Source organism: Aureimonas sp. AU20, from assembly GCF_001442755.1.
GTDB lineage: Bacteria > Pseudomonadota > Alphaproteobacteria > Rhizobiales > Rhizobiaceae > Aureimonas.
In genome coordinates this window covers 914,342-939,593 of record NZ_CP006367.1, presented here as the reverse complement: position 1 = coordinate 939,593, position 25,252 = coordinate 914,342, and the positions used below count along the sequence as shown (strand labels likewise).

Here is a 25,252-nt window from a genome sequence, read left to right as displayed (position 1 = left end):
AGCTTCGGGGCGCTCCGTTTCAGAACCGCGCCCCGGATGCGGGCTCGGCCTTTTCGATCCACGGAAAGGGAGCGATCCCATCTCCCTCCCGTTCCGCAGGCCCATCTCAGCCGCGAGGGTTGCCGCGAGAAGGTGGTCCAGCAACAGGGCGAAGCGTCGCCGCTTCGCCTGAGAATGCTTCAAGGGACACCGGGGAAACATCCGCCAGAACGGGACCCATCGGGGTCTGCGCCAGGATTGGCCGCCGCGCCGGGTTGCGCCAAGACCTGGATACCGCAACCGGCATCATAGCGGCCCCGGCTCCAGGCATTAGCGCTCTGACCGGCCGTACCTGACCGCAGGACGCGGCCCCAGCCGGGCGAGCCAACCAGTTGGCCGCAGGCGCGAGTTTCGGGTGGCGCGGCGAACAGGATAATCCCGACGCCAAGCTGGAATAGCCGGAACGTCAGACGCTACGAGAGGTACGCGCGAGCGGGTCCTTCAGTGTGAAGACGGGGTTATTCATCGCAGCGGCATGGCTTCGGTCGAAGAAGCGTAGCGCAGAACCTTCAGGCAACGCGGTCCCGACTTGCGGCGGCCGGTCGGACCACGACGCTAGGCTCCATGCCGGCGCGAAGATGCTGACGAAGAGCCCTCTACCCCCGCTCGTTGCCCCAGGTGAAGAACGCCGCTCCGCACGGCGCTTCGCCACCAAACCCAAAGACCTCAACCAGCGCTTCAAATGTCTACGAAATGCCAAGGTCTCGTTGACCTTTGAGGGGCAAAGCGCTCCCTTGCCAAGCTTTCGCTAACCCTCCTCCGGCAAGCTTGCGTCCACCGCGCCCCTTGCCTCTGGAAGGACCTTCGCTCATGACCCGGCTTCTCGGCTTTGCCGTTTTCGCCTCGATCATAGCCCTGGCCTTTCCCTCCGCCTTCGAGCGCTACCGAGCGAGCCTCAGCGCGGCCAGCGAGGCCGAGCGGCTCGATCCGCCGGCCAAGGTGGTGGAAGCCTCGCTCCCCGTCCCCAACGGTCGCGTGCTGCGCCTTCGCGCCGACCCGGATGGGCATTTCCGTGCCGAGGCGCGCTTCGACGGACGGGTGGAGCCGGTGCTGGTGGACACGGGCGCGACCTATGTTGCGCTGAGCGAACGCACCGCCCGCCGGCTCGGCATCACTGTTTCGCCGGACAAGTTCACCGCCGTCTCGGAAACCGCCAATGGCCGGGTTCCCGTGGCGCTCGCCACCGCCAAGCGGATCGCGATCGGATCGGTGGAGGTGCGCGACGTCGATGTCATGGTGCTCAAGGGCGAGGCCCTGTCCTCGACGCTTCTCGGCATGAGCTTTCTCAAGCGCCTGAAAAGCTATTCCGTGACCGGCGACACGCTGACGCTGACACCCTGAAGGCCCGCGTCGGGACGCGCGCCGAGTTTCGGGGTTCATTTGCGGCTGGCAAGGCTTTGGACCTTCAGGATGAAGCGCACATCGGAGTAGGGATGCCGGGGCAGGTAAACGCTCTGGCTCACAGACTCGGTCGGGCATCCGATCGCGCGTCCGACCCGATCAGCGAAGCGTGTCAATCACGTCCCGCGCGGCCGGGGCCTCGGTGGCCAGACGAATGGCGGCGGTGATGTCCGCCATCGCCTGCGCGGCGGTGCTCTCGTCACGCGCGTGAACGAAGCCCAACGGCTCGCCCGGCGAAAGCGCCGTGCCGAGCGGACAGAGATCGGACAGGCCGACGGCCGGGTCGATCGCCGCGCCCGGCACCGTGCGCCCGCCGCCCAGCCGCACCACGCAAAGGCCAAGGGCCCGCGTGTCGATCTCGGCCAGAATCCCCGCCGCCGGGGCCGGCACCAGCCGCAGAACGGGCGCGCGGGGCAGGTGCTCGTCCATGCGCTCCACGAAATCCACGGGGCCGCCGAGCCCGGCCACCATGCGGGCGAAGCGCTCCAGCGCGGCGCCGCTGTCCAGCGCCCGGCGGGCCATCGCCTCTCCAGCCTGCGTATCCCCCGCCAGCCCGGCCTGCACCAGCGCCTCGGCCGAGAGCGCCAGCGTCACGCGGCGAAGGCGGGGCGCCTGCGCCTCGCCCGAAAGGAAGCGGACGGCCCCGCGCACCTCCAGCGCATTGCCGGCCTCGCTCGCCAGCGGCTCGCTCATGTCGGTGAGCAAGGCGCTGCAGCGAAGGCCCGCGCCTTTGGCGACATCCACCAGCGCGCGGGCGAGCCCTCGCGCCTCCGCCTCGCCCGCCATGAAGGCGCCCGAGCCGGTCTTCACGTCGAGAACGAGGCTTTCCAGCCCGGCGGCGAGCTTCTTGGACAGGATCGAGGCGACGATCAGCGGCACGGACTCGACCGTCGCCGTGGTGTCGCGCACGGCATAGATGCGCCCGTCGGCCGGGGCGAGACGCGCGGTCTGCCCGACGATGGCGCAGCCGGTGTCGCGCACCACGGCGCGCAGCCGCTCGGCTTGCGGCGTCACGGTATAGCCGGGAATGGCTTCCAGCTTGTCCAGCGTGCCGCCGGTGTGGCCGAGGCCGCGCCCCGAAATCATCGGCACCGCCGCGCCGCAGGCCGCGAGGATCGGCGCGAGCATGAGCGAGACATTGTCGCCCACGCCGCCGGTGGAATGCTTGTCGGCCACGGGGCGGTCGAGGAAGCGCCAGTCCAGCACCTCGCCGGAATCGCGCATGGCGAGCGTCAGGGCCACGGTCTCGTCCGAGCCCATGCCGCGCAGGAAGACCGCCATGCAGAAGGCGGCGATCTGCGCGTCGGGGATCGCCCCTTCGCCAACACCGCGCACGAAATCCGCGATGTCGTCCGCGCTCAGGGTACCGCCATCGCGCTTTCGACGAATGATTTCGGCCGGGAGCTGCATCAGTAGCCGCCGGGAGCCGAGGCGCCACGCGCCGCCGCGCCGGCAACGCACAGGAGATCGGTCAGCACGCCGGAGGCGCCGAGGCGGAAGCGATCCGGCGTGGCCCAGCCGGGGCCGCAGATTTCCTCCGCCATGTCGCGATAAAGCTTGGCGTCCTCGAAACGCCTGATGCCGCCGGACGGCTTGAAGCCGACCCGCCCGCCCGCGTTGGCGATGGCCTGGAGCAGAATGCCAGCGGCTTCCGGCGTCGCGCTGACCGGCACCTTGCCGGTGGAGGTCTTGAGGAAATCCGCCCCGCCCTCGAGCGCCGCCTCGGCGGCCGAAAGAATAAGATCTGGGTCGGCCAGTTCGCCGGTCTCCAGAATCGCCTTGAGCCGCGCCGTGCCGGCCGCTTCCTTCACGGCGCGGACCTGCGCTTCCACGAAACCGGGATCGGCCGCGACGCGGCGATAGCTGATCACGAGATCGATCTCGTCCGCCCCGTCCGCCACCGCCTTGCGTGTCTCTTCTATCGTCGCCGCCACATCCTCGCCGCCGCCGGGAAAGTTCACGACCGTCGCGAGCTGGATGCCGGCGGGGAGAATGGCGCGCGCCTCGGCCACGAAGCGCGGCCAGATGCAGATCGCGGCGACATCGCCTTCCGGCGTGCTTGCGCGCCGGACCAGCGTCTCGACGTCAGCCGACGTGCAATCCTCGTTCAGATCGGTGAGGTCGAGACAGGCGATCAGCTGGCGGGCCTCGGTGGCGCGGTCGCTCATGCCGCGAACTCCGGCAGGGCCTCGGCGAGGATGCGCGCAAGCTTGGCGCCGCCGATCGGCGCCATGTCCTTGGTCTCGGTATGGCTAAGTTCGGCCCCGGTCATGCCCGCGCCGAAATTGGTGACCACCGAAGCCGCGACGACGCGAAGACCGAGGAAACGGCCGAGAATGGTTTCGGGCACGGTGGACATGCCGACCGCATCCGCCCCCAGCACCCGCGCCATGCGGATCTCGGCCGGCGTCTCGAACGAGGGGCCGGAGAACCACATATAGACGCCGCGATGCAGCGGCACTTCGGCCTTGTCGGCGCCGCGCAGCAGCGCCTCGCGCAGCGGCCGATCGTAGGCTGCCGTCATGCCGACGAAGCGTGCATCGGTCGGCTCGCCGATCAAGGGATTGGCGCCGCTGAAGGCGATGTGATCGTCGATCAGCATGACCTCGCCCGGCGCGATGGCGGGGTTTACCGAACCGGCCGCGTTGGTCAGCACCAGGATTTCGACGCCGACCGCCTTCAGCGCCTCCAGCGCCGGGCGCATGGCGGCGGCATTGCCGGCCTCGTAGTAATGGATGCGGCCGGACAGGATGAGGATTTCGACGCCCGCGAGCCGGCCGGAGACGATCTCGCCCGCATGGCCCGACACGGCCGAGACGGGAAAGCCCGGCAACTCGCCATAGGGAATGTGATCGGCGTCCTCGACCTCGCGCACCAAGGCGCCGAGGCCGGAGCCGAGCACGAGTGCGACGCGCGGCCGTCGCGCGCCCAGCCGCTGAAGCAGAGCGTCCGCCGCCGCGCTCACGAGACAGCATCCGTCGGGAAGGCCTTGGGCAGGAGATCGCCCATCAGGATGGTCTCGATCACGCCCTCCGCCGCGTCGCACAGGAAGACGCGCGTGTCGGAACTGGCGAACTCCGCGATGCGCTGGCGGCAGCCGCCGCAAGGCGAGCAGCCGCGCAGCCGCTCTGCCACCACGGCGATCTCGGCGATCCGCCCGCCGCCGTCCATCACCATATGGGCGATGGCCGTGGTCTCGGCGCACCAGCCCTCGGGAAAGCTCACCACCTCGACATTGCAGCCGGAATAGATGCGCCCGTCCTCCGTGCGCAGCGCCGCGCCGACGGGAAAGTTGGAATAGGGCGCATGGCACTTGCGCATGGCCGAGCGCGCCTTGAGAAACAGGTCTTCGGACATGGGTCAGCGCTCTTTCACGTAGGGCACACCGCCGGCCTTGGGCGGGCTCGACTTGCCGACGAAGCCGGCGAGCAGGATCACCGTCAGGATATAGGGCAGCGCCTGGACGAACTGCGGCGGGATCTGGCCGATCAGGGGCAGCGCCGTGGTCTGGAGGCGGATCGAGGCGGCGTCGAGAAAGCCGAACAGGAGGCAGGCCAGCATCACCGGCACCGGCTTCCAATTGGCGAAGATCAGCGCCGCCAGCGCGATATAGCCGCGCCCCGCCGTCATCTCGCGGGCAAAGCCAGCGGACTGGGCGATGGAGAGATAGGTTCCGGCCATGCCGGTCAAGACGCCGCAGATGATGACCGCGCGGTAGCGCAGCCAGGTGACGGAAATGCCGGCCGTGTCCACCGCGCCCGGATTCTCGCCGACCGCCCGAAGCCGGAGGCCGAAGCGCGTGCGGTAGAGCACCCACCAGGTGAAGGGCACAGCGAGAAAGGCGAGATAGACGAGGAGGTTCTGGCCCGACAGGAGGCCGGAATAGACGAAGCCCAGCACCGGTACGTCGCGCACGGCGTCGGCGCCCGGCAGCGCGATGTCGAGAAAGCGCCCGTTGGCCGAAAGGGTCGGCGTGTTGCCGCCCTGGCCGAACCAGGCCGCGCCGAGGATGATGGTCAGCCCCGAGGCGATGAAATTCAGCGCCACGCCCGAGACGATCTGGTTGCCGCGATAGGTGATCGAGGCGAGTCCATGGACGAGCGAGAAGAGGATGGCGACGCCGACGCCGGCCGCCAGCCCCGCGAAGGCGGAATCGGCAAGCGCGGCGACGGCGGCGGAGGCAAAGGCCGCCGCCAGCATCTTGCCCTCCAGCCCGATGTCGAAGACGCCCGAGCGCTCGGAATAAAGGCCGGCCAGCGCGGCGAAGAGCAGCGGCGTCGACAGGCGGATGGTGGAATCGAGGAGGTTGAGAAGGCCGAGCATATCCATCAGCGGGCCTCCTCGGCGGGAACGGGCTTGGTCAGAGGCAGGCGCACGAAGCCGTAGAGCCGGCCGACGCCGGGCCGCAGCATGTTTTCCAAGGCGCCGGCAAACAGGATCACCAATCCTTGAATGATGACGATCATGTCGCGCGAGATGGTGGGCATGTCGAAGGCGAGTTCCGCCCCGCCCTGGTAGAGCACGCCGAAGAGCAAGGCCGCCGGCAGGATGCCGAGCGGATGGCCCCGGCCCATGAGCGCCACGGCAATGCCGACGAAGCCGGCGCCGGCGGGAAAGTTCAACTGCAGCCGGTACTGGTCGCCCATCACCGAATTCAGCGCCATGATGCCGGCGAGCGCGCCGGAGATCAGCATGATGGTGACGACGAGCCGCGTCTCCTTCATGCCGGCATAGCGGGCGGCGGCGGGCGAGAAGCCCAGCGTTCGGATTTCGTAGCCGAGCCGCGTGCGCCAGATCAGCACCCAGACGAAGAGCGCGGCCAGGAGCGCGACGAAGAAGGTGACGTTGAGCGGCGCACCGCCCAGACTCATGCCCAGACTCTCGAACAGGCCGCCGAGCTTGGGCAATTGCCCGCCCGGATCGAACTGGCGCGTTTCGGGCTGCATCGTGCCGAGCGGGCGCAGCGGGCCGACCAGGAGATAGACCATCAGCGCCGAGGCGATGAAGTTGAACATGATCGTGGTGATGACGACATGGCTGCCGCGCTTGGCCTGGAGATAGCCGGGCAGGAAGGCCCACGCCGCGCCGAAGGCGCCGGCCGCCACGACGGCAAGCGGCAGGTTCACCCACCAGGGCAGGATGGAGCCGAAATTGAGCGCCACCAGCGCGACGCCGAGGCCCCCGACATAGGCCTGCCCCTCGCCGCCGATGTTGAACAGGCCGCCATGGAAGGCGACCGCGACGGCGAGGCCCGTCAGGATGAAGTTGGTGGTGTAGTAGAGCGTGAAGCCGAAGCCCTCGCCATAGCCGAAGGCGCCGCGCAGCATGAGGCGCGCGGCCTCCACTGGGCTTTCGCCTACGGCCAGCACCACGAGCCCGGCGACCAGAAAGGCCACCACGACGTTGACGAGCGGAAGGACGCCATGGTCGATCCAGGCGGGAAGCTTGGTATAGGGTCGGCTCATGCCGGGTCCTTCGGCTGGGCGGTGAGATCGAGCCGCCCGGCGGCGTCGAGCGCGAAGTAGGGATTGTGGGCGATCTCCCAGAGATGCCCGTCGGGATCGGCGAAATAGCCGGAATATCCGCCCCAGAACACCTTTTCCGGCGGCTTCACGGCGGTTCCGCCGGCCTCCAGCGCCAGGGCGAAGAACCGGTCGGTCTCGGCCTCGTCGGCCAGATTGATCGCCAGCGTCACCCCGCGAAAGCGCGGCAGCGTCTCCAGCGGAACATCGGCGTCCTTGGCCAGATCCTCCAGCCCGAACAGGGAGAGCACGATCCCCTCGCCTTGCAGGAACACGACGCTCTCGTTGCCCTGGTCCGTCCGCGCCCAGCCCAGCGCCTCGTAGAAACGGGACGAGCGCGTGAGATCGGCGACGCCCAGCGTCACCAGCGTGATGCGGGCGTCCTTCATTGCGCGGCCTCCGCCACGGTCTCGCCGGCCATCATCAGGCCGAGTTCGCCTTCGGAGGTTTCGGGGCCGCGCTCGCCGACGATGCGGCCGGCGCACATCACGAGGATGCGGTCGGACAGGGCGCGGATCTCGTCCAGCTCGACCGAGACGAGAAGAACCGCCTTGCCGGCGTCGCGCATCTCGATGATGCGCTTGTGGATGAACTCGATGGCTCCGACATCGACGCCGCGCGTCGGCTGGCCGATGAGCAGAACCGCCGGGTCGCGCTCCATCTCGCGCGCCAGCACGACCTTCTGCTGGTTGCCGCCGGAGAAATTGGCGGTCCTGAGATCGGGAGACGGCGGGCGGATGTCGTAGGCGGCGATCTTGGCCTGCGCTTCCGCGCGCATGGCGGCGACGTCGAGAAATGGGCCCTTCGCATAGGCGGGGTCGCGGTGATAGCCGAGAATGGCGTTCTCGGCCTCGGTGAAAGGCAGGACGAGGCCCATATGGTGCCGGTCCTCCGGCACATGCGCCATGCCGCGCGTGCGCAGCATGGCCGGGTCCATGTCCCGCTTGAGGTCCAGCGTCTCCCCGCACAGGCGCACGGTGCCGCGCTCGGCCGCGTGGATGCCCGACAGAGCCTCCAGAAGCTCGGACTGGCCGTTGCCGGCGACGCCCGCGATGCCGACGATCTCGCCCGCCCGGATCTGGAAGGAGACGTTCTCCACCATGGCGACGCCGCGCCCGTCCCGCACGGTGAGGTCGGTGACCTCCAGAAGCGGCTCGCGCGGGACGGCCGCGCCTTTCTCGACCCGGAGGAGAACCCGGCGCCCGACCATGAGCTCGGCGAGCTCCGGGGCCGACGTTTCCTTGGTCTTGACGGTCGCCACGATCTCGCCGCGCCGCATGACGGAGACATTGTCCGTCACCGCCAGGATCTCGCGCAGCTTGTGCGTGATGAGGATGACGGTCTTCCCCTCGTCCCTGAGGTGGCGCAGCACGGAGAAGAGCTGGTCCGCCTCGGCCGGGGTGAGCACGCCGGTCGGCTCGTCCAGGATCAGGATCTCGGCGCCGCGATAGAGCGCCTTCAGGATTTCCACCCGCTGCTGGAGGCCGACGGGCAACGTCTCCACCACGGCGTCTGGGTCGATGGCGAGCCCATGCTCGCGCTCCAGCCGCAGGAGCTCGGCCCGCACGCGGCGGATGCCGGAGGACAGAAGGCCCGACTGCTCGGCGCCCAGCATGACGTTTTCGATGACCGTGAAGTTTTCCACCAGCATGAAGTGCTGGTGCACCATGCCGATGCCGGCGGCGATCGCGGCGTTCGAATCGGGGATCGTCAGGCTTGCGCCGTTGACCCGGATTTCGCCCTCGTCGGCCTGATAGAAGCCGTAGAGGATCGACATGAGCGTCGACTTGCCCGCGCCGTTCTCGCCGACGATTCCGTGGATCGTGCCCTTTTCCACCCGCATGTTGATATCGCGGTTGGCCCGCACGGGGCCGAAGCTCTTGGAAATGCCGATCAGTTCGATCGCTGGCGCCATGCCGGTCCTGAGATCCCGAATTTCAATTGCGCGCGAGTTTAGAGAGGCCCGCGCCCGATTGCCAGCCGACTCGATGGGCGCGCCCTCCTTCAGAAAACGGCTTGAACCCGAAGCCGTTGCGGGCCACTCCCCGCACGAACCCTCAAAGCCGGAGCCAGCCAGTCCCATGTCCCCTTCCGAGCCGAGCCCGCCCCGACCGCGCCCTCGCAGCCGCGCCGAGTTCGCCGCCTTCATCGAGGTCTCGACCCGCTGGTCTGACAACGACGCCTATGGCCACATGAACAATGCGGCCTACTACACGTTCTTCGACACGGCGGTGACGAGCTGGCTCCTCCAACAGGGCCTGCCGACGAGCCCGGGCGAGACGCTTCTCTTCGTCGCAGAAACGGGCTGCCGCTATTTTTCCGAGATCGGCTTTCCCGACCGGGTGACGGTGGGCCTTCGCATCGCGCGGCTCGGCTCTTCCTCGATCGCCTACGACATCGCCTTGTTCCGCAACGAGGACGACATCGCCGCCGCGGAAGGGGTTTTCGTGCATGTGCATGTGAGCGCCGAGACGCGCCGCCCCGTGCCGCTGCCGGATGGGCTGCGCGCCATTCTGGAAAGGATCGTGCGATGAGCGCCCTCGACCCGCGCATCACGGAACTGGAAATCCAGGTCGCCCACCAGAACCGGACGATCGAGGAGCTGTCCGCCGAGATGGCGCGCCAGGGCGGCGAGATCGACCGGCTGCGCAAGACGCTGAAGGTTCTGGCCGAGCGCTTCCTGGCGCTGGAAGAAGTGGCGACGCCCCGGCCCGAGATCACCAAGCCGCCGCACTATTGAGCCGAGGGGGCGCAAGCGCCCCACGGCCCGCCCTGCTCAAGGCAGGCGCGCGACGCGCTCCACCAGGAGCCGGAAGAAGCCGTCCGCGTCGCCGCGCCGCACGAAGAAAGCGTTGGGCGCGCGGTCGGTGACGCCCCAGTAATCTACCACCGTCATGCCGCGCGTCAGCACGCTCGCGGTTTCCACCTCGATGTTCACACGCCGTCCCTCGAACAGCTCGGGCGCCACGAGATAGGCGGTGACGCAAGGGTCATGCAGCGGCGCGCCGTCCCAGCCGAACTTCTTGAGATCGTAGGTTTCCGAGAAGCTGAGCATGGCGGCCACCGCCGCGCCCGCCTTGTTGCCGAGGCGCCGGAAGGCCTCGATGCGCTCGGGCGTCGCATGCATGCCATGGGTGACGTCGAGCGGCAGAACGGTGATCTCGGCGCCCGAGCGGAACACGACCCCGGCCGCGTCGGGATCGACATAGATGTTGAACTCGGCGGTAGGCGTGACGTTGCCGACCTCGAAATAGGCCCCGCCCATCAGGACGATGCCCTGCAGCCGCCGGGCGATGTCGGGCGCCTTCAGAAAGGCGAGCGCGATGTTGGTGAGCGGCCCCAGCGCCGCGATCGTCACCGTCTTTTCCGGCAGGCGGCGCACCGTGTCGATGATGAAATCGACCGAATGGCCCTCGCGCACCCGCGTCACGGGCTGCGGCAGGTCCGGCCCATCGAGGCCCGTCTCGCCATGCACATGCTCGGCCGTCACCAGAGCGTGGGCGAAGGGCCGGTCCGCCCCGGCATGGACGGGAATGTCCGGCCGGCCGGCCAGTTCGATCAGGCGCAGCGCGTTGTTGACGGTGTGGTGCAGCGGAATGTTGCCGGCCACCGCCGAGATGCCGATCACCTCGATCTCCTGCTGGGAGCCGAGCGCGGCGAGGATCGCCACCGCGTCGTCCTGCCCCGGATCGGTGTCGAAGATCACCTTGCGCATGGCCTGCCCTTCCCAGCTGTCGAGCCGCGCCTCTAGCACCGGCGGGCCCCGCTTGACCAGATGCGGACCGCTCAAACGAAAAACGGCCCGGAGCAGGACGCCCCGGGCCGCGAACCGCGCTTCAATCCATAGGGATCAATAGGGGCAGGCGTTGTCCGTGTTGTAGTTGTGGACCTTGACCGTGCCGGCGATGATGTCGGCCTTGGCCTTTTCCACGGCGGCCGTCATCTCGGGGGTCAGCAGCGCCTTGTTGTTGTCGTCCACGGCATAGCCGACGCCGTCTTCCTTCAGGCCGAGCGTTACCGTGCCGCCTTTGAACGTGCCGTTCTTGGCGTCGTTGAAGGTCTGGTACACCGCGTTGTCGACGCGCTTCACCATGGAGGTGAGGACATGGCCGGGATGCAGCATGTTCTGGTTGGAGTCGACGCCGATGCCGAACTTGCCGCCGTCCGCCACGGCCTGCAGCACGCCGATGCCGGTGCCGCCGGCGGCGTGGAAGATCACGTCCGCGCCCTGCGACATCTGCGAGCGGGCGAGTTCGCCGCCGCGCACGGGGTCGTTCCAGGCGCTCGCCGTGGTGCCCGTCATGTTCTCGAGATACTTGGCGTCCTTCTTGGCCGCCAGAACGCCGCCCTTGTAGCCGCAGGCGAAGTTGCGGATCAGCGGAATGTCCATGCCGCCGACGAAGCCGACCGTACCGGACTGCGACTTCATCGCCGCCAGCATGCCGACGAGATAGGAGCCCTCCTCCTCCTTGAAGAGGAGCGAGCGCACGTTCGGCAGGTCCACCACCGTGTCGATGATGGCGAACTGGAGGTTGGGATATTCCTTGGCGACATTGGTCACCGCCGCCTGCTGGGCGAAGCCGACGGCGATGATGGGCGAGTTGCCGTCGCGTGCGAAGCGGCGCAGCACCTGCTCGCGCTGCGTCTCGTTCTGCATCTCGAACTCGCGATAGGCGGTGCCCGATTCCTTCTTGAAACGCTCGGCGCCGTTGAAGGCGGCCTCGTTGAAGGATTTGTCGAACTTGCCGCCGAGGTCGAAGATCACGGCGGGCTTCAGGTCCGCAGCGAGGGCGGAGCCGGCCGTGGCGGCGAGGCAAGCGGCGAGAAGGCCGGCGAGGATGGACTTCATGAGTGTCGCGGGTCCCTGTTGAGGAGGCGGGGCGAGCGGCCCCGAGCGGCGCGGCCCGGCTTGTGTCCGCCAGGCTCATTCCAGTTTGCGAAACTGGCACGAAGCGTCGGCGCGCGCAGCAAAAAAGCGGAGATATCCTCAACGCAGCGCCCTGCGGCCGACTTCCCTGCCTCGCCATATCCCAAAAAAAGGCGCGAGGGCCTTCGAGCCCCGCGCCTTTTTCGATTCAACCACCGGCCACGCAGCGCCATTGGTCGTGAGGAACGATGTCCTCCAGCGAGTCGGCTGTCCCGATCCTCCAGTCGGAAACCTCATTCCGACCCGAGGAATGGCATGGACGCCCTTACTCGGCGGCGACCGCGTTCAATCCTACCGGGCAGCTCACGCCCGTACCGCCGAGGCCGCAATAGCCGCGCGGGTTCTTGGCGAGATACTGCTGGTGGTAGGTCTCGGCATAAAAGAATTCCGGCGCCTCCAGAATCTCGGTGGTGATCGGATCGCGGTGGCCGGCCTTGGCGAGAGCCTGCCCATAGGCCGCCTTGGCGCGCTCCGCCGCCTCGCGCTGCGCCTCGCTGGTGACGTAGATGCCGGAGCGATACTGCGTGCCGATATCATTGCCCTGGCGCATGCCCTGCGTCGGGTTGTGCGACTCGAAGAAGAGGGCCAGCAGTTCGTCGTGGGACACGCGCTTGGGATCGAACGCGACGAGCACGACCTCGTTGTGCCCGGTCTGGCCCGAACAGACCTCCTCGTAGGTCGGGTTCGGCGTCAGGCCGGCGGCATAGCCGACCGCCGTGGAAACCACGCCGGGCGTCTGCCAGAACTTGCGCTCCGCGCCCCAGAAGCAGCCGAGGCCGAAGATCGCGGTCTCGACGCCCTCGCCGAACGGGGCCTTCAGCGGCGCGCCGTTGACGAAATGCGTCTCGGCCGTCGGGATCGGCGTCGAGCGGCCGGGCAGCGCCTCTTCGGCGGCGGGCAGCTTGGTCTTCTTCAGAAGGTTCAAACCGAACATCTCTCAGATCCTTCGTGTTGGCTCGCCCGAGCGGGCGGCGCGTGGCGCGCGCCCGGCGGCGAGAAAGACAATTCCGGCGATCCCCAGGACCACCGAGGCCGGTTGCCGGCCGATCTCCGTCATGAGCCGGCCGCGATCCCCGCCCGTGAAGGCCGAGCCGGAGGGCGGGCTCTCGATCGGCGTGTTCCAGCCCGCGACCGCGAGCGTTTCGGAAATGCTCATGAGACGCACATGGCTCGACGCAAGCGAGCGCGCGATATCGCCCACCGCCAGCACCACGCCCGCCGCCAGAATGAGAAGCCCCGCCGCGCGCAGGCACCAGGCAAGAAACCGCAAGGACCCGACCTCCCCGTCATGCGACCCGCGCGCCCGTCGCCCCGGCCGGTCGCACCAGCAACAACAAGGTCCACGGGCGCCAGCCGTCTCGCTGCGTCTCGATGAAGCGGAATATGGGGCTGCCTCCCGCCCCTCGCAATGGCGGCCGGGCGGCGCGGTGCGTCGCAGGGGCTCTGGCGCGGGCAGGAGCGAGGCCGCCAAGCTGGCGCGAGCCCGGATAGATCGCGCGATCCTCGCAAAAGGGCTTGCCACCCTTCCCCTCCCAATGATAGTGCGCCCCATCGGACCAGAGACGCCCCTAACCAAGGCGCCGCAGCGCCGCCTCCCGCGAGGTAGGTGCGTCCGATCCGGAGGGGTGGCCGAGTGGTTGAAGGCGCACGCCTGGAAAGTGTGTATACGGGAAACCGTATCGCGGGTTCGAATCCCGCTCCCTCCGCCATCTAGTCCTCTCTCCGAGTTTCGGATTGCGACCGAGCGCAAACGCCGACGGCTCCGCGCTTCGGACAGGCCAATCCGCACTTCGGAGAGCAAAACAGTCCTTCTCACAGGCCTCAAACTGACTCTATTCTCCGTTCGGCAAAAGTCGGGTTCGGTTTGGCTCAAGCCTAGAATTCAGGAGCCTATCGCGCGGTTAGCAACGCCACATTGGGCCGATACCGGCCTGTCCGCTTTCGGGGTGATCAAGCGAAAAGCCGCCATTCAGCTTTCGACCCTTCTCTGCCCTTCAACGTCGCTCTCCCAACACCTTGAAGCGGACGCGACGCTGCTCCAACCCGCGAGCCGCTCCGTCGTCGCATCGGCGAAGTTCTTTGTGGTGGACTGTCGGCCTCCCACGGCCAGCCGGCATCAAGTGGACAGTCGCCAATCACCAAGACTCGGGTTGATTCTGTCCAGCCAACGACATTTGCAACAACCTGCTTTGAAGGGCGCTTAAGAGAGGTCGGACTATAGCAGCGGGGTACGCGACGATGCAGACGGATCTCCTCGATCGCCTTCTTGTCACGCTTGCCGTCAGGGTTCGATCTTTCTCGGTCTGCCGAATCCAACAGGGTTGGCGGCTGGATTTCAGTCCGTTCGACGCCATCACGATCCACTATGTCCTGCGGGGAAGCGGAAGCCTACAAGTCGGGGACGGTCCCTGGCAGTCCTTCTCCCCGCACAGCATCATCATCGTTCCGTCTCGACAACGGCATGTGCTCGGCGAAGCAGACGATTTCGTTGGGGAGGCTCGCGCCGAGGATCATTGCGCCCTGCATGCTGACGGGCTCGTGAGGTTCACGGCGGGAGATGGCAGTCCCGACACGCTTCTCGTCTGCGGCCAGATCGCGGACACCCATACGGGCGCCCTCGGTTTGTTCGAGCTGTTTCAGGGACCGATCGTCGAAGATTTCGCTGCCAACGCCATCCTCCAAGCCTCCTTCGAGCTGATGCTTGCTGAGGTCGCGTCTCCCGGGGTCGGAACCCAGGCGATGACGGAGGTTCTCATGAAGCAGTGCCTCATTCTTCTCCTCCGGCAACACCTGACGGCCGAGGCGATCTCATCCCCCCTGATGACGGCATTTCGAGAACCCAAATTGGCGCCGGCGGTGATCGCCATTCTGGAAACCCCGGGTGCGGCCTTCACCGTGGAAAGCCTGGCAACGCTATCCGGCATGAGCCGGGCCGCCTTCGCCGAACGGTTCTCGGACGTCTTCCATCAGGGTCCGATGGAATTCGTGCAGCAGGTTCGCCTGCGTATCGCGGCCCGCTTGCTCGGAGGCACCGACCTTCCTGTCAAGGTCATCGCCACCACGATCGGCTACGCCAGCAGGAGCGCTTTCAGTCGGGCTTTCGAGGCGATGTACGCCGTCGCGCCATCGAACTATCGCCGCTTCGGCGGGCAGGAAGAGGCCGAACCCGAGCCCGTCGATCAGTCGAACCCCGCCTGACGCGATCAGCTTTCACCGAGAACCGCAACGAATGGTGCTCCATCGTCCAGATTCTGTTGCCGGACGTCCAAAACGAGGCGAGTCGCGGAACACGGTAGAAAAGCGACTGTTGAGCCTTCGACGTCGGATGAAATGGGGGCGCCATGACGGACGCAACACCCCTTCCGACTTCCCAGCGATCAACAGGAGCGGACCGATGATCACCGACAGACGATCCATGCTGACAGGCCTCGCAGTCGCCGTGGCCAGCCCTCTCGCTCTAGCCACCCTATCGAGCCGCGCGTTTGCTGCCATTCCGATGATCCCGCCGACGGATCTCAAAGCACCGTTGGACTTCTACGGCAGCGTTCTTCCGCGGGCTGAGCTTTCGCTCGCGACGTCGCAGATCGCTGTCGGCATGGCGACCCAGAAGAACACGATGGAGTTCGCCGGCTTCGAGCTCGGCGAAGCGATCACGGTGAACATGGTGCTGAAGGATCTTGGTGCGATGGCGCCGAAGATGGACGGCGACACCATGATGGTGGTCGAGACGATGAAGACCGCCGAGAAGGGTCGCGCGTTCGACGAAGCCTACATCGCGTTGCAGCTCAAGAACCACGAAGAGCTCCGCGATCTCGCGGACGCCTTTCTTCACAACACGGCGGGCGGCACCGATCCAGACGTCAAGCAAGGCCGCCATCTGGCGTCGCTGATGCTGGCCGTCTTCAAGGAGCACGTGGCGATCTGCAAACGCATCAGGGGCGAGTTGAAGGCTTAACGCCGCACCGTCCTTTTCCCGTCCTCGATTGCGAGTATCAATCCATGATGTCGATCAACACCAAATCCGCCCTCGCGCTCGGCCTCCTGGCCGGCGTCGTGATGACGTCACCGCTGGCAATGGCGCAGGGTGCGACGGCCGAGAAAGCCGCCGACGCCGCTATGTCGGACAAGCCGTCGGTCGCCGAAAGCCCGGACAGCGGCACGATGAAGCGTGCTGACCAGGAGGACATGGCCCTCGTGCTCAAGAAGTTGCAGGAGCTTGGCGTCAAGCCGATCGAGTCCCGCACCGTCGAAGAGGCACGCACGCAGCCGACCCCGGCCGATGCCGTGAAGGCTGTCCTCAAGGATCAGGGTAAGGATCCGATGGCCCTGATGGCCGCCATGAAGGTGTCCAAGAAGGACATGACCTACCCGATCGCGGATGGCACGCAGCCGATCCGCATCTATACGCCGGAAGACGCCGGATCGGGTCCGTTGCCGGTGATCGTCTATTATCACGGCGGCGGCTGGGTTATCGCGAACATCGACACCTACGAGTCGTCTGCCATGGCGCTGGCCAAGAAGACCGGCGCCATCGTCGCCAGCGTGGAATACCGGCATGCGCCGGAGAACAAGTTCCCGGCGGCGCACGAGGACTCCTTCGCAGCCTACAAATGGGTGACGGAGCATGCCAGTGAGTTCGGCGGTGATCCGAAGAAGCTGGCGGTCGCGGGCGAAAGCGCTGGGGGCAATCTTGCTGCCAATGTCGCCATCATGGCACGGGACCAGAAGGTCCAAGCGCCGCTGCACATGCTGCTTGTCTACCCCGTGGCGGGCACCGATATGACCACGCCGTCCTACATTGCCAACCAGAACGCCATGCCGCTGTCGAAGGGGGCGATGGGCTGGTTCGTCGACAAGACCCTCGGCAAGCCCGAGGACGCCAAGAGCCCCATGCTGAACCTGACCACGTTGGCCGACCTGAAGGGCCTGCCGCCGGCGACGGTCATCACCGCCGAGATCGACCCGCTCATGTCGGAAGGCAAGATGCTGTCCGAGAAGCTCGCGGCCGCTGGCGTTAGGACGACCTACCAGAACAACGAGGGCGTCACCCACGAGTTCTTCGGCATGGACGCCGTGCTGGACGATGCCAAGCGAGCACAGGACTTCGCCGTGAAGGACTTGAAGGAAGCGTTCGGAACCAAGGTTGAATAAAACGAACGGTCGAAAGAACTGCGTCACAGGCATCGGGATCATGTGTCCCGGTGCCTTTCTTTCTATGAACCGCAACCTATTGCCAAGGCTGGCCGAGGCGTTAACGACGGCGGGCATGACCGGACGCAGCCGCAACACTGTCGCAATCGCGACACGAACCTGCCGAGAGTTGGCAAATCAGACGGGTCGCTACGCCATGCCAGCGCCGCACGCTTCGTCATTGCCGCAACGAACTAGCTCACCAGCGGCTGAGCATCGAGCGGAGGGGGAACGGCGGTTATCCGATGCAATCGGCTGAAAGCTGTCATTCCGGTTTCCATCCAAGTCAGGAGCAATCTAGACGACATAACAGGGTCGAAAGCGGACCAGCAGCTTTTGGACAAGTAATGCTGATAGCCTCCAAGTCCGCACATTCCAAACCCGACGCGACCCTCCAATGTCTCTCTATGCTCTTCAAATCGCTAGGCCGTGAAGAACCAAGGATCCGACAACTGGCGGAATTCAAGCACATTGCTCATTCCGAGAACACCATCTCAGCAAGTGGCGCTGGACGACTTTCTGAATGGTGCCAAGTGTCACCTATCGCGGTCACGATCAGCATTGTCAGGCACCGTCCGTCGCCTCATCCTCGACCGTTAGAACGATCTTGCCCTGGATGCTGCCCCGCTCGGCGCGCTCGTGCGCGCGATGGGCTTGCGCAAGAGGAAAGCGGCTGTCGATCACGACGCGAAGGGTTCCGTTGGACAGAAGCGGAGCGACGTCCCGCAGCTGCGCGCCGCTGGAGCGGACCTGTGTCGCCGAAACCGTGATGCCGAGGCGATCCGCCGCGTCTTGCCCCTCGAAGCCCAACGGAAACACCTGAAACAGGGCGCCGCCCGGTTTCAGAACCTTGAGGAAGCGAGGCGCATCCTTGCCGACGCAATCGAGCACGATATCCACGCCGCGAACGACGTCGTCGGCCGCAACCTGGGTGTAATCGATGAACTGATCGGCACCGAGCTCCAGCAGGAGCGTCTCGTTTTTGCCCGACGCGACGGCGATGACGTGGGCACCCTTCCACCGGGCCAACTGCACCGCCAGGTGTCCGACGCCCCCGCCTGCGCCGTTCACCAGCACCGTCTGTCCGGCGAGCGGTCGGGGCAGGTGCGGGGTCGGCTGGAACGGGTTGGGCGCCTCGTGCCCGAGATCGATCAGGAACTGCCAGGCCGTCAAAAGCGACATAGGCGCGGCCGCCGCCTGCGCATGGTCGAGCCCGACGGGCTTGGGCGCCAGATCGGAGACGGGCACGCTGACGAACTCGGCATAGGCTTTTCCGCCCTCCATCACGTCGTCGGGAAAGCGCACCATCGCGTAGACCTCGTCGCCCACGGTGAACTCCGTCACGCCAGTGCCCAGCCGCTCGACCGTGCCTGAGACATCGGAGCCGAGGATCAAGGGGAAAACGGGATGGGGCTGCCATTCCGGCGGCAGGGACCGGTAGCCCTCGCGCAGGTACCAGTCGGGCGGGTTGAGGCCGATGGCGTGAACACGCACCAGAATTTCGCCCGGCCCCGGCTCGGGCCTCGGCGCATCCTCGTAGCGCAGCACCTCGGGTGCTCCGAACGCATGGAGGCGGACCGCCTTCATCGTATCGCTCATGACTGTCTCCGTTCGACGGTGGAACAAGGACGGATGTAGCAAGACCGCGAGGGGTTGATTACCGGGTCACGTGGCGGTTCAATCGTGCCATGAAGGAACCAATGGTACTCGAGCGACTGACCGGGCTGGCAGCCTTTGCACGGGCCGGCTCGCTCGGCAGCTTCGCGGCGGCAGCCCGATCCCTGTCGGTTTCCCCCTCGGCGGTCAGCAAGAGTGTCCAGCGGCTGGAAACGCAGCTCGGTGTTCCGCTCTTCACCCGAACCACCCGCTCTCTGCGCCTCACCAGCGAGGGCCAAGCCCTCCATGAGCGGGCCGTCAGCTTGCTCCGCGATGCCGAGGAGATCGGGCAGGCCGCGGCAGCGACGCGCTCGGAACCGTCCGGTCCTTTGCGGATCGCGGCGTCCTTGCCGATCGGGGTTCACGTGATCGCGCCGTTGTTGCCGGCCTTCCGCCGAGCGCATCCGAAGGTGAGTGTCGATCTGCGGCTCAGCGACCAGATGGTCGACATTATCGAGGACGGCATCGACGTCGCCGTTCGCATCGGGGAACTGCCGGACACGCGCCTTCTGTCGCGTCGATTGGCACCCTATCGTCTCTGCTGCTTCGCCTCCCCGAGCTATCTCGCCGCGCGCGGCGCGCCGCAGCATCCCGACGAATTGGCCGGTCACGAGACGGTGGTTCTGCGCTACCAGAGCACCGGCCAAGTCCTGCGCTGGCGCTTTCAGACGACGGAGGGAACGCGAGACCTGACACCGGCATCGAGCGTGTCGTCGGATGCAAGCGAGGCGCTGGTGGCGATGTTGGTGGCGGGTGGGGGCATCGGGATGGCCGCTACCTTCGTCGTCGCATCCCGGGTCGCCCGCGGCGAACTGGTCCCGGTTCTGGCCGACTATGCTGTGGAGCGCGACGACATTACCGCGCTGTGGCCGAGCAGTCGTCGCGCCAACCCGGCCGTGCGCGCGTTCCTGTCACTGCTGCAGCACGCATGCCGGGACCGGATGCCAGGTGCAGGCGTGTGATGTCGGCTTCCGCGTTCGGTGCCTGGCGCAAGAATGTCTTGGAAGGGTCATTTCAGCCGCGATCCGTCCCCGGTGCCCGCGTTGGAAGCGTCAATCGGCCCGTATCTGAAACCGACTGGAAGGCATGGGAGGGTGGTTAGCGGTCGGTCTTCTTCTGGAATGGATGCTGGTGGAAGCGGACACTTCTCTTTGGCAATGTCGATTGACACCAATCGATCAGGCTGGGCCCCCTTTGCTGCGACCAACACTAGTTTCGATCATGGTCTCGACCGCGCTGTTCACATCGCCGCCGGCTTTCGCCCAGGAAGTGGCATCGGTCGAAGGCCGACCATCGCATTACACGGTGCGGTTCGGCGCGACGATCGGGGACCTGGAGCCCGTCGCAGGCGAGGTGTTGTGCGCTCGCGATCAAGACTGTGAGATCCTGTTGGCGTTCGTGCCGAAGATCACGCTCCGCCTTCGAGCCGAGGGATGGCGCGGCCCATCACTTTTGGGGATTGCATGACCCGAAGGCGATTATCCTTGGCACCCTTGTCTAAGGTCCGGTTTGAGATGCCGCTCGGCGTTGAAAATGCCCAGCAAACGGTCGTTTGTGGAATCGCAGCTTTTCGCTCGATCACTCCGAAAGCCGCCGGTCGGCTTTCGGCCAATTCATTCGGGTCGGGGGATGGCAAAGAAAAGTGGTTTCCCGACGTTCTGCTTTCGGTAGGAGAAGCGCAAAACCGGACTTGAGAGATAAAGGAGGAAGTAGAGCGCGCAACACGTGCTGTGGCATTGCGAGCCGGCGATTGGCACAGATGACTACCGCAAGCACGCCGTACTTTACGAACGGCGTGCTGGCTTCGAATTCGATTGCGATGGAAGCCCACAACGGCGGTGGGTTAGCTGTCAGACGAATCAAAGGCGCAGAACGGCGCAATCGCGTCGAGGTCGATCTCTGCCCCCATGCCGGGCGTCGTAGGGAGCGCAAGCTTGCCGTTGACGATGGCCTTTTCCGGAGGGTTCTTGAGGACCTGGACGTAGTCGTTCGCGTCGGAAAAATAGGGGTAGGTCTCGAGCGGCATGGCCATCGCTGTCGCCGCCACCGCCTGCATCGAGATGGCGGTGCAGAGCGAGCTGGCGCAGTTGTGGACGGAGACGCGCGCGTTGTAGGCTTCCGCCATGGCGGCGATCTGCACGAGTTCGAACATGCCGCCGCAATTGCCGATGTCGGGCATGATGATGTCCACGCCGCCCGTCTCCAACAGATTGCGGAACCCGCTGCGCGTGTAGATGCGCTCTCCGGCGGCGATGGGAACCGGCCAGCGCCCCTTCAGGTCGCGAAGCCCCTGAAAGTCGAAGGGATCGAGAGGCTCCTCCACCCAAACGAGGTCCAGTTCGGCGCAAACCGCCATGAAGCGGATGAGCTGGTCGTTGTTGAGGCCGCCCGAAAGGTCGAGCATCAGCCCCACATCCGGCCCCACGACCTTTCGCAGGGTCTTGACCCGGTCGATGGCTCGCTTGAACGCCTCGTCGCTGAGCTGACGGCGCTGCACATGGCGCAGCGTCGAGCCCTTTGCCTCCGTGGCGAGCGGATAGCACTTCAGGATCCGATAGCCCTCGGAAAGCGGGCGTTCGGCTGCCTTCGCCCACTCCAGAACGTCGTCGTGCTTGGTGTTCCAGCCATTGGCATAGACTTCGATCGTGCTCTCGAACCTGGCGCCGAACAGGTCGTAGACCGGTACGCCGAGCGCCTTCGCCTTGATGTCCCACAGAGCGTGGTCGATAGCGCTGAGAGCGGCGAAGACGATGGCGCCGCCGCCCTTCGCCCAGAAAGAGTTGTCGTAGATTTCGTGCCAGAAATGGCGGGGGTAGGTCGCGTCCGCACCGATCACCTTGGGTGCGAGGTCCGAGAGCATGCCCGCAACCGAGTTCGCACCCAGGCCGTAGGCGACGGCGGCTTCGCCGTAGCCTGTGATGCCGTCCTTGGTTTTCAGCTCCACGATGACGGGATGCAGCCCCCCGCCACGGATGTTAAAGACGCGCATCGTTTCGATTGCAAGCATGGCATAGCCTCTTTCTTCGTCACCGCGCGCGCTGGCGTCGCGTGATCGGTACGCACGCTCCCTTGCCGCCGGTCGAGGAGTTCAGTCGAGGGAAGGAGCATCCGGTCTTTCGGATGATGTCGGCGCCCGGGCAGACCCCGTGCTTTGGTCTCAGTGCGTGAGCACCCGTCGGAGGAACAGCGACAGGCGGTCCGATTTCGGCGTCTGGAAGATTTCCGCCGGCGGGCCTTCCTCGGCGATGCGCCCCGCGTCCATGAAAACGACGCGGTCGGCGATCTTCTGCGCAAAGCCCATCTCGTGTGTGACGACCATCATGGTCATGCCGGAAGCGGCGAGTTCGGTCATCGTGTCGAGAACCTCGGAGATCATCTCCGGGTCGAGCGCCGAGGTGGGCTCGTCGAACAGCATGATGCGCGGCTGCATGCACAGGGCTCGCGCGATGGCGGCCCGCTGCTGCTGGCCACCGGAAAGCTGCACGGGAAACTTGTGCGCCTGCTCGGCAATGTGGACGCGGCCGAGATAATCGAGGCTGCGCGCCTCGGCGTCCCTGCGGGAGAGCTTGCGCGACTCCATCGGCGCCAGCATGCAGTTTTCCAAGATCGTCAGGTGCGGAAAGAGATTGAACGACTGGAACACCATTCCGACCTCGCGCCGGATGTGGCGCAGGGTCTTGTCGGCCAGCTTGACGCCTTCGACATGGATGTCGCCGCTTTCGTGCCGCTCAAGCCCGTTGATGCAGCGGATGAGGGTCGACTTGCCCGACCCGGACGGCCCGCAGATGACGATCTTCTCGCCGCCTCGTACCGTCAGCGATACATCCTTCAGAATGTGATTGGTGCCGTAGGACTTGTTGACGCCTCGCAGGGTGATCACGCCTTCACGTGCGTCTGGCGCAACAGCCGGCCGTGGCGTCGCGGTGTTCGCGAACTGGCTCATAACGATTTCTCCATGCCCGGAAGGCGGAGAAGACGCTCGCCTTCGCTCGTGCAGTGCTCCTCGCACAGTCTGGCCGCGAGGTCGGCGTCGCGCCGAAGGATCGCCTCCGCGATCGGCCGGTGATGCTCCACGATGATGGTCCCGTGATCGGCGCGGTAGGTTGAACTGATGAACATGCGCACCTGCTGCTCGACCAGTCGGTAGTGATGCTCGATCCGTCCGTTGCCGGAAAGCTCGACGATGCAGCGATGGAACGCGAAGTCCTTGCGCTTCACCTCCGAGACGTCGGCAGACCCGAGCGCGGCGGCGAAGAAGTCCTTGGCGATCGCCTCCAGTCGGGCGGCACCCGCCGCATCCAACCGGTCCGCCGCCAGCCGGGCCGCCGTCGATTCAAGCCCCGCGCGCAAGGTGTAGATTTCCCACAGGTCGTGCGGCTCGAAGCTCGCGACCGACCATCCGGTGTAGGGCGTCAAGACGACCAGCCCAGCGGAGCTCAACTGGTGGAGCGCGATGCGCACTGTGCCGCGCGACACGCCGAACTGATCGGCGAGGCTTGCCTCCGTCAGCCTGTCGCCCGGCTTCAAGGCGCCGGTCAGAATCTCCTCCTTGAGCGCGTCGGCCGCCAGTTGCTCGGCGGGTTGGCGCTTGAGCGTACTGAGCGCCATCTAGCCTTCCTCGATATGCTGGATGGGGCGCGTAGCCATCGGAACTCTCATGCCGCGTTGCCCGAGAAGAGGCCGACCCGGCCCCGGCTGAAGTGCCGCTCCATTGCGCGCTGCAGGAGGCCGTAGAGAAGCGCAAGCCCGAGATACCAGATGGCGACGACGGCGATGACCTCGAAATACTTGAAGTTCATGCTGAACAGGTTGGTGCCCGTCGCGAAGATTTCGGGAATCGCGATCGTGAACAGGAGCGAAGTGTTCTTGATGAGGTTGATGACCTGATTGCCTGCGGGTGGAATGGCGATCCGCACCGCTTGGGGCAGGATCACCTTCGTCATCATCGACCGGTAGCCGAGGCTGAGCGCTTGCGAGGCTTCCCGCTGGCCGCGTTCCACGGACTGAATCCCGGACCGCACGATCTCCGACATATAGGCGCCTTCGTTGATGCCGAGCGCGATGATGCCGGCCGCCACCGCCGGAAGGTTGATCGCCCCACCCGTCAGCGCCGGAAGCCCGTTGTACCAGAACACGATCTGCACGAGCACCGGAATGCCCCGGATCGTCATGACGTATCCGCTGACGATCCGGCGCAGGATCGGCAAGGGTGACGTCAGGACGATACCGCCGAGCGTTCCGATCAGGGTGCCGATCACCATGGAGACCGCCGCGATCCAGACCACCGTCAGCGCAGGCTCCACGAAGGTCGTCGAGAACAGGAGGCTCCAGAAATAAGCAGCGTCGAAATTCATGGGGAAAGCTCCGCAGCGGCCGACGACGAACCGTCGGTCGATCAGGCCTCTGGCCGATCGTGTCGTGAAGAAGGAGGCGGCGTCCGGCGAACGGGAGGGGTAGGGCGACGCAGGCCGGCTGCGCCGGCTCCAGGCCGCGAGACTCAGTCGTTCTCGACTCGGATGTCGCCGTCGGTGAGGTTCCACTTCTTCAGGAGTGCGTCGTACTCACCATCCGCCAGGACGGTGTCGAACGCGGCGGCGAGTGCATCGTGCATCTGCGTTTCGCCCTTGCGCACGACCAGTCCGTTGCGGTTGCGCTGGGTGTTCGGCCCCTTCCCGCTGAGGACCGGGCTGGCCTCCACGAAATCGTTCGGGCGCTGCTGCACGACGTAGGCTGCGAGCGGCCAATCCACGTAGGCGGCGCTGACCGCCTTCTTGGCGACCTCGTTGAGCGCTTCGGTCTGGTTGGTGAAGACCTTCATCTCCATCGGCTTGTCGGCGGGGCATTTGCTCTTCACGCGCTCCAGCGCCGCCATCTGCGTCGAGCCCGCCACGAGCGCTACCGCATGGCCGCACACGTCGGATTCGGTCTTGAAGCGTACGGGGTCGTTCTGGTTCACGACGAGGCGCAAGCCGCCCTTGAAGACCGGCACGAAGTCGTACTTCTGCTTGCGCGCGTCGGTGATACCGATGCTGGCCGAGATGGTGTCGTACTTCTTCGAGTCCATCGCGGGGAACATGCCTGCGAACGGGGTCGCGACGTAGGCGACCTTCAGGCACATCTTCTCGGCGATGGCCGCGGCGAGATCGATGTCAAAGCCCTTCGGCTGACTGCCGTCGAGGAAGCCCATCGGCGGGCCGCCGGGCAGGATGCCGACCGTCAAGGTTCCGTCGGATACCAGGGATGCGGGCGCCGTCGGACAGGCCGCCTGCGCTGCGACGGCGGAGCCGGCCACCAGCATTCCCGCAGCCAGGATCGGCCGAATAGCTATTCCGAACTTCGTCACCACCGGCGTGATCCTTCCGAGATTTCATGGTTGCAGAGTTGCACGATCGCCACCGGAGAGTCGCGTCATCACGGTTGCGATCGATGATTGCTGACAATCATCTAAAGTGATTACGGCTCAAGAAGGGGAAGTTTGTCAATCGGATTGTAGAGAATCCGGCGCTTGCCGGTGCGG

25 protein-coding genes and 1 tRNA gene are annotated in these 25,252 nt (G+C 65.9%); 8 read left to right on the top strand and 18 right to left on the bottom strand.

Annotated features, from left to right (window positions below; genetic code table 11):
- Positions 1-849: 849 nt before the first annotated feature.
- On the top strand, positions 850-1,380 hold the full coding sequence (locus M673_RS04320; protein ID WP_061973878.1) for a retropepsin-like aspartic protease family protein: 531 nt from the start codon (positions 850-852) through the stop codon (positions 1,378-1,380).
- A gap of 159 nt (positions 1,381-1,539) precedes the next feature.
- Here the strand turns inward: M673_RS04320 and deoA are convergent, their stop codons facing one another.
- The 8 genes from deoA to M673_RS04280 are packed head-to-tail and all read right to left on the bottom strand — an operon-like array spanning position 1,540 to position 8,877.
- Positions 1,540-2,850 carry a thymidine phosphorylase gene (gene deoA / locus M673_RS04315; RefSeq protein ID WP_061977657.1) on the bottom strand — a complete coding sequence of 437 codons (1,311 nt, stop codon included), beginning with the start codon at positions 2,848-2,850 and terminating at the stop codon, positions 1,540-1,542.
- On the bottom strand, positions 2,850-3,608 hold the full coding sequence (gene deoC, locus M673_RS04310; RefSeq protein WP_061973876.1) for a deoxyribose-phosphate aldolase: 759 nt from the start codon (positions 3,606-3,608) through the stop codon (positions 2,850-2,852). Before deoC ends, deoA begins: the two co-directional genes overlap by 1 nt.
- Positions 3,605-4,405, bottom strand: coding sequence for a purine-nucleoside phosphorylase (locus tag M673_RS04305; RefSeq protein ID WP_061973874.1), 801 nt, complete (start codon positions 4,403-4,405; stop codon positions 3,605-3,607). The genes deoC and M673_RS04305 overlap by 4 nt, the downstream gene beginning before the upstream one ends.
- Positions 4,402-4,797 (bottom strand): cytidine deaminase, encoded by a 396-nt coding sequence (locus M673_RS04300; RefSeq protein WP_061973872.1) that lies wholly within the window; start codon positions 4,795-4,797, stop codon positions 4,402-4,404. Before M673_RS04300 ends, M673_RS04305 begins: the two co-directional genes overlap by 4 nt.
- A gap of 3 nt (positions 4,798-4,800) precedes the next feature.
- Positions 4,801-5,769 carry an ABC transporter permease gene (locus M673_RS04295; protein WP_061973871.1) on the bottom strand — a complete coding sequence of 323 codons (969 nt, stop codon included), beginning with the start codon at positions 5,767-5,769 and terminating at the stop codon, positions 4,801-4,803.
- Positions 5,769-6,905, bottom strand: coding sequence for an ABC transporter permease (locus M673_RS04290; RefSeq protein ID WP_061973869.1), 1,137 nt, complete (start codon positions 6,903-6,905; stop codon positions 5,769-5,771). The genes M673_RS04295 and M673_RS04290 overlap by 1 nt, the downstream gene beginning before the upstream one ends.
- Positions 6,902-7,351, bottom strand: a complete 450-nt coding sequence (locus M673_RS04285) for a VOC family protein (RefSeq protein ID WP_061973867.1) — start codon at positions 7,349-7,351, stop codon at positions 6,902-6,904. Before M673_RS04285 ends, M673_RS04290 begins: the two co-directional genes overlap by 4 nt.
- A complete protein-coding gene (locus M673_RS04280; protein ID WP_061973865.1) occupies positions 7,348-8,877 on the bottom strand; it encodes an ABC transporter ATP-binding protein in 1,530 nt (509 codons plus the stop codon). The genes M673_RS04285 and M673_RS04280 overlap by 4 nt, the downstream gene beginning before the upstream one ends.
- Before the next feature lie 166 nt (positions 8,878-9,043).
- Between M673_RS04280 and M673_RS04275 the strand changes: the two genes are divergently transcribed.
- Together M673_RS04275 and M673_RS04270 are read left to right on the top strand one after the other, a co-directional pair.
- On the top strand, positions 9,044-9,496 hold the full coding sequence (locus tag M673_RS04275) for an acyl-CoA thioesterase (protein ID WP_061973864.1): 453 nt from the start codon (positions 9,044-9,046) through the stop codon (positions 9,494-9,496).
- Positions 9,493-9,702 (top strand): SlyX family protein, encoded by a 210-nt coding sequence (locus tag M673_RS04270; protein WP_061973862.1) that lies wholly within the window; start codon positions 9,493-9,495, stop codon positions 9,700-9,702. The genes M673_RS04275 and M673_RS04270 overlap by 4 nt, the downstream gene beginning before the upstream one ends.
- Before the next feature lie 36 nt (positions 9,703-9,738).
- Here the strand turns inward: M673_RS04270 and M673_RS04265 are convergent, their stop codons facing one another.
- The 4 genes from M673_RS04265 to M673_RS04250 form a co-directional block, all read right to left on the bottom strand.
- Positions 9,739-10,677: a nucleoside hydrolase gene (locus M673_RS04265; protein WP_061973859.1), complete on the bottom strand. Its 939-nt coding sequence runs from the start codon at positions 10,675-10,677 to the stop codon at positions 9,739-9,741.
- A 135-nt stretch (positions 10,678-10,812) separates the two neighbouring features.
- Complete coding sequence (locus M673_RS04260; RefSeq protein ID WP_061973857.1) at positions 10,813-11,811, bottom strand: BMP family lipoprotein; 999 nt, start codon at positions 11,809-11,811, stop codon at positions 10,813-10,815.
- Positions 11,812-12,154: 343 nt separating this feature from the next.
- Entirely contained in the window at positions 12,155-12,823 is a 669-nt protein-coding gene (msrA, locus tag M673_RS04255; RefSeq protein WP_061973856.1) for a peptide-methionine (S)-S-oxide reductase MsrA, read from the bottom strand.
- Between the two features lie 3 nt (positions 12,824-12,826).
- A complete protein-coding gene (locus M673_RS04250; protein ID WP_061973854.1) occupies positions 12,827-13,159 on the bottom strand; it encodes a hypothetical protein in 333 nt (110 codons plus the stop codon).
- A gap of 349 nt (positions 13,160-13,508) precedes the next feature.
- Here M673_RS04250 and M673_RS04245 point away from each other — a divergent pair.
- From M673_RS04245 to M673_RS04230, 4 genes are all read left to right on the top strand, one after another.
- Positions 13,509-13,598, top strand: a tRNA-Ser gene (locus tag M673_RS04245).
- Between the two features lie 529 nt (positions 13,599-14,127).
- The gene (locus M673_RS04240; protein WP_061973852.1) at positions 14,128-15,087 is read left to right on the top strand and encodes an AraC family transcriptional regulator; all 960 of its coding nucleotides are present in this window, start codon (positions 14,128-14,130) and stop codon (positions 15,085-15,087) included.
- A gap of 217 nt (positions 15,088-15,304) precedes the next feature.
- The gene (locus tag M673_RS23520; RefSeq protein WP_187301295.1) at positions 15,305-15,844 is read left to right on the top strand and encodes a DUF4142 domain-containing protein; all 540 of its coding nucleotides are present in this window, start codon (positions 15,305-15,307) and stop codon (positions 15,842-15,844) included.
- Between the two features lie 44 nt (positions 15,845-15,888).
- On the top strand, positions 15,889-17,040 hold the full coding sequence (locus M673_RS04230; protein ID WP_202814305.1) for an alpha/beta hydrolase fold domain-containing protein: 1,152 nt from the start codon (positions 15,889-15,891) through the stop codon (positions 17,038-17,040).
- A gap of 603 nt (positions 17,041-17,643) precedes the next feature.
- Here M673_RS04230 and M673_RS04225 read toward each other — a convergent pair.
- Complete coding sequence (locus tag M673_RS04225; RefSeq protein ID WP_061973848.1) at positions 17,644-18,678, bottom strand: NADP-dependent oxidoreductase; 1,035 nt, start codon at positions 18,676-18,678, stop codon at positions 17,644-17,646.
- Positions 18,679-18,767: 89 nt separating this feature from the next.
- On the opposite strand from M673_RS04225, the gene M673_RS04220 reads away from it, so the two are divergent.
- Positions 18,768-19,697 (top strand): LysR family transcriptional regulator, encoded by a 930-nt coding sequence (locus M673_RS04220; protein WP_061973846.1) that lies wholly within the window; start codon positions 18,768-18,770, stop codon positions 19,695-19,697.
- An 881-nt stretch (positions 19,698-20,578) separates the two neighbouring features.
- On the opposite strand, the gene M673_RS04215 is transcribed toward M673_RS04220, so the two are convergent.
- From M673_RS04215 to M673_RS04195, 5 genes are all read right to left on the bottom strand, one after another.
- Entirely contained in the window at positions 20,579-21,742 is a 1,164-nt protein-coding gene (locus M673_RS04215) for a mandelate racemase/muconate lactonizing enzyme family protein (protein ID WP_061973844.1), read from the bottom strand.
- A 150-nt stretch (positions 21,743-21,892) separates the two neighbouring features.
- Complete coding sequence (locus tag M673_RS04210; RefSeq protein ID WP_061973842.1) at positions 21,893-22,678, bottom strand: amino acid ABC transporter ATP-binding protein; 786 nt, start codon at positions 22,676-22,678, stop codon at positions 21,893-21,895.
- Positions 22,675-23,343 (bottom strand): GntR family transcriptional regulator, encoded by a 669-nt coding sequence (locus tag M673_RS04205; RefSeq protein WP_061973841.1) that lies wholly within the window; start codon positions 23,341-23,343, stop codon positions 22,675-22,677. The genes M673_RS04210 and M673_RS04205 overlap by 4 nt, the downstream gene beginning before the upstream one ends.
- A gap of 47 nt (positions 23,344-23,390) precedes the next feature.
- The gene (locus M673_RS04200) at positions 23,391-24,089 is read right to left on the bottom strand and encodes an amino acid ABC transporter permease (protein WP_061973839.1); all 699 of its coding nucleotides are present in this window, start codon (positions 24,087-24,089) and stop codon (positions 23,391-23,393) included.
- A gap of 143 nt (positions 24,090-24,232) precedes the next feature.
- The gene (locus tag M673_RS04195; RefSeq protein ID WP_061973837.1) at positions 24,233-25,033 is read right to left on the bottom strand and encodes an ABC transporter substrate-binding protein; all 801 of its coding nucleotides are present in this window, start codon (positions 25,031-25,033) and stop codon (positions 24,233-24,235) included.
- Positions 25,034-25,252 lie beyond the last annotated feature (219 nt).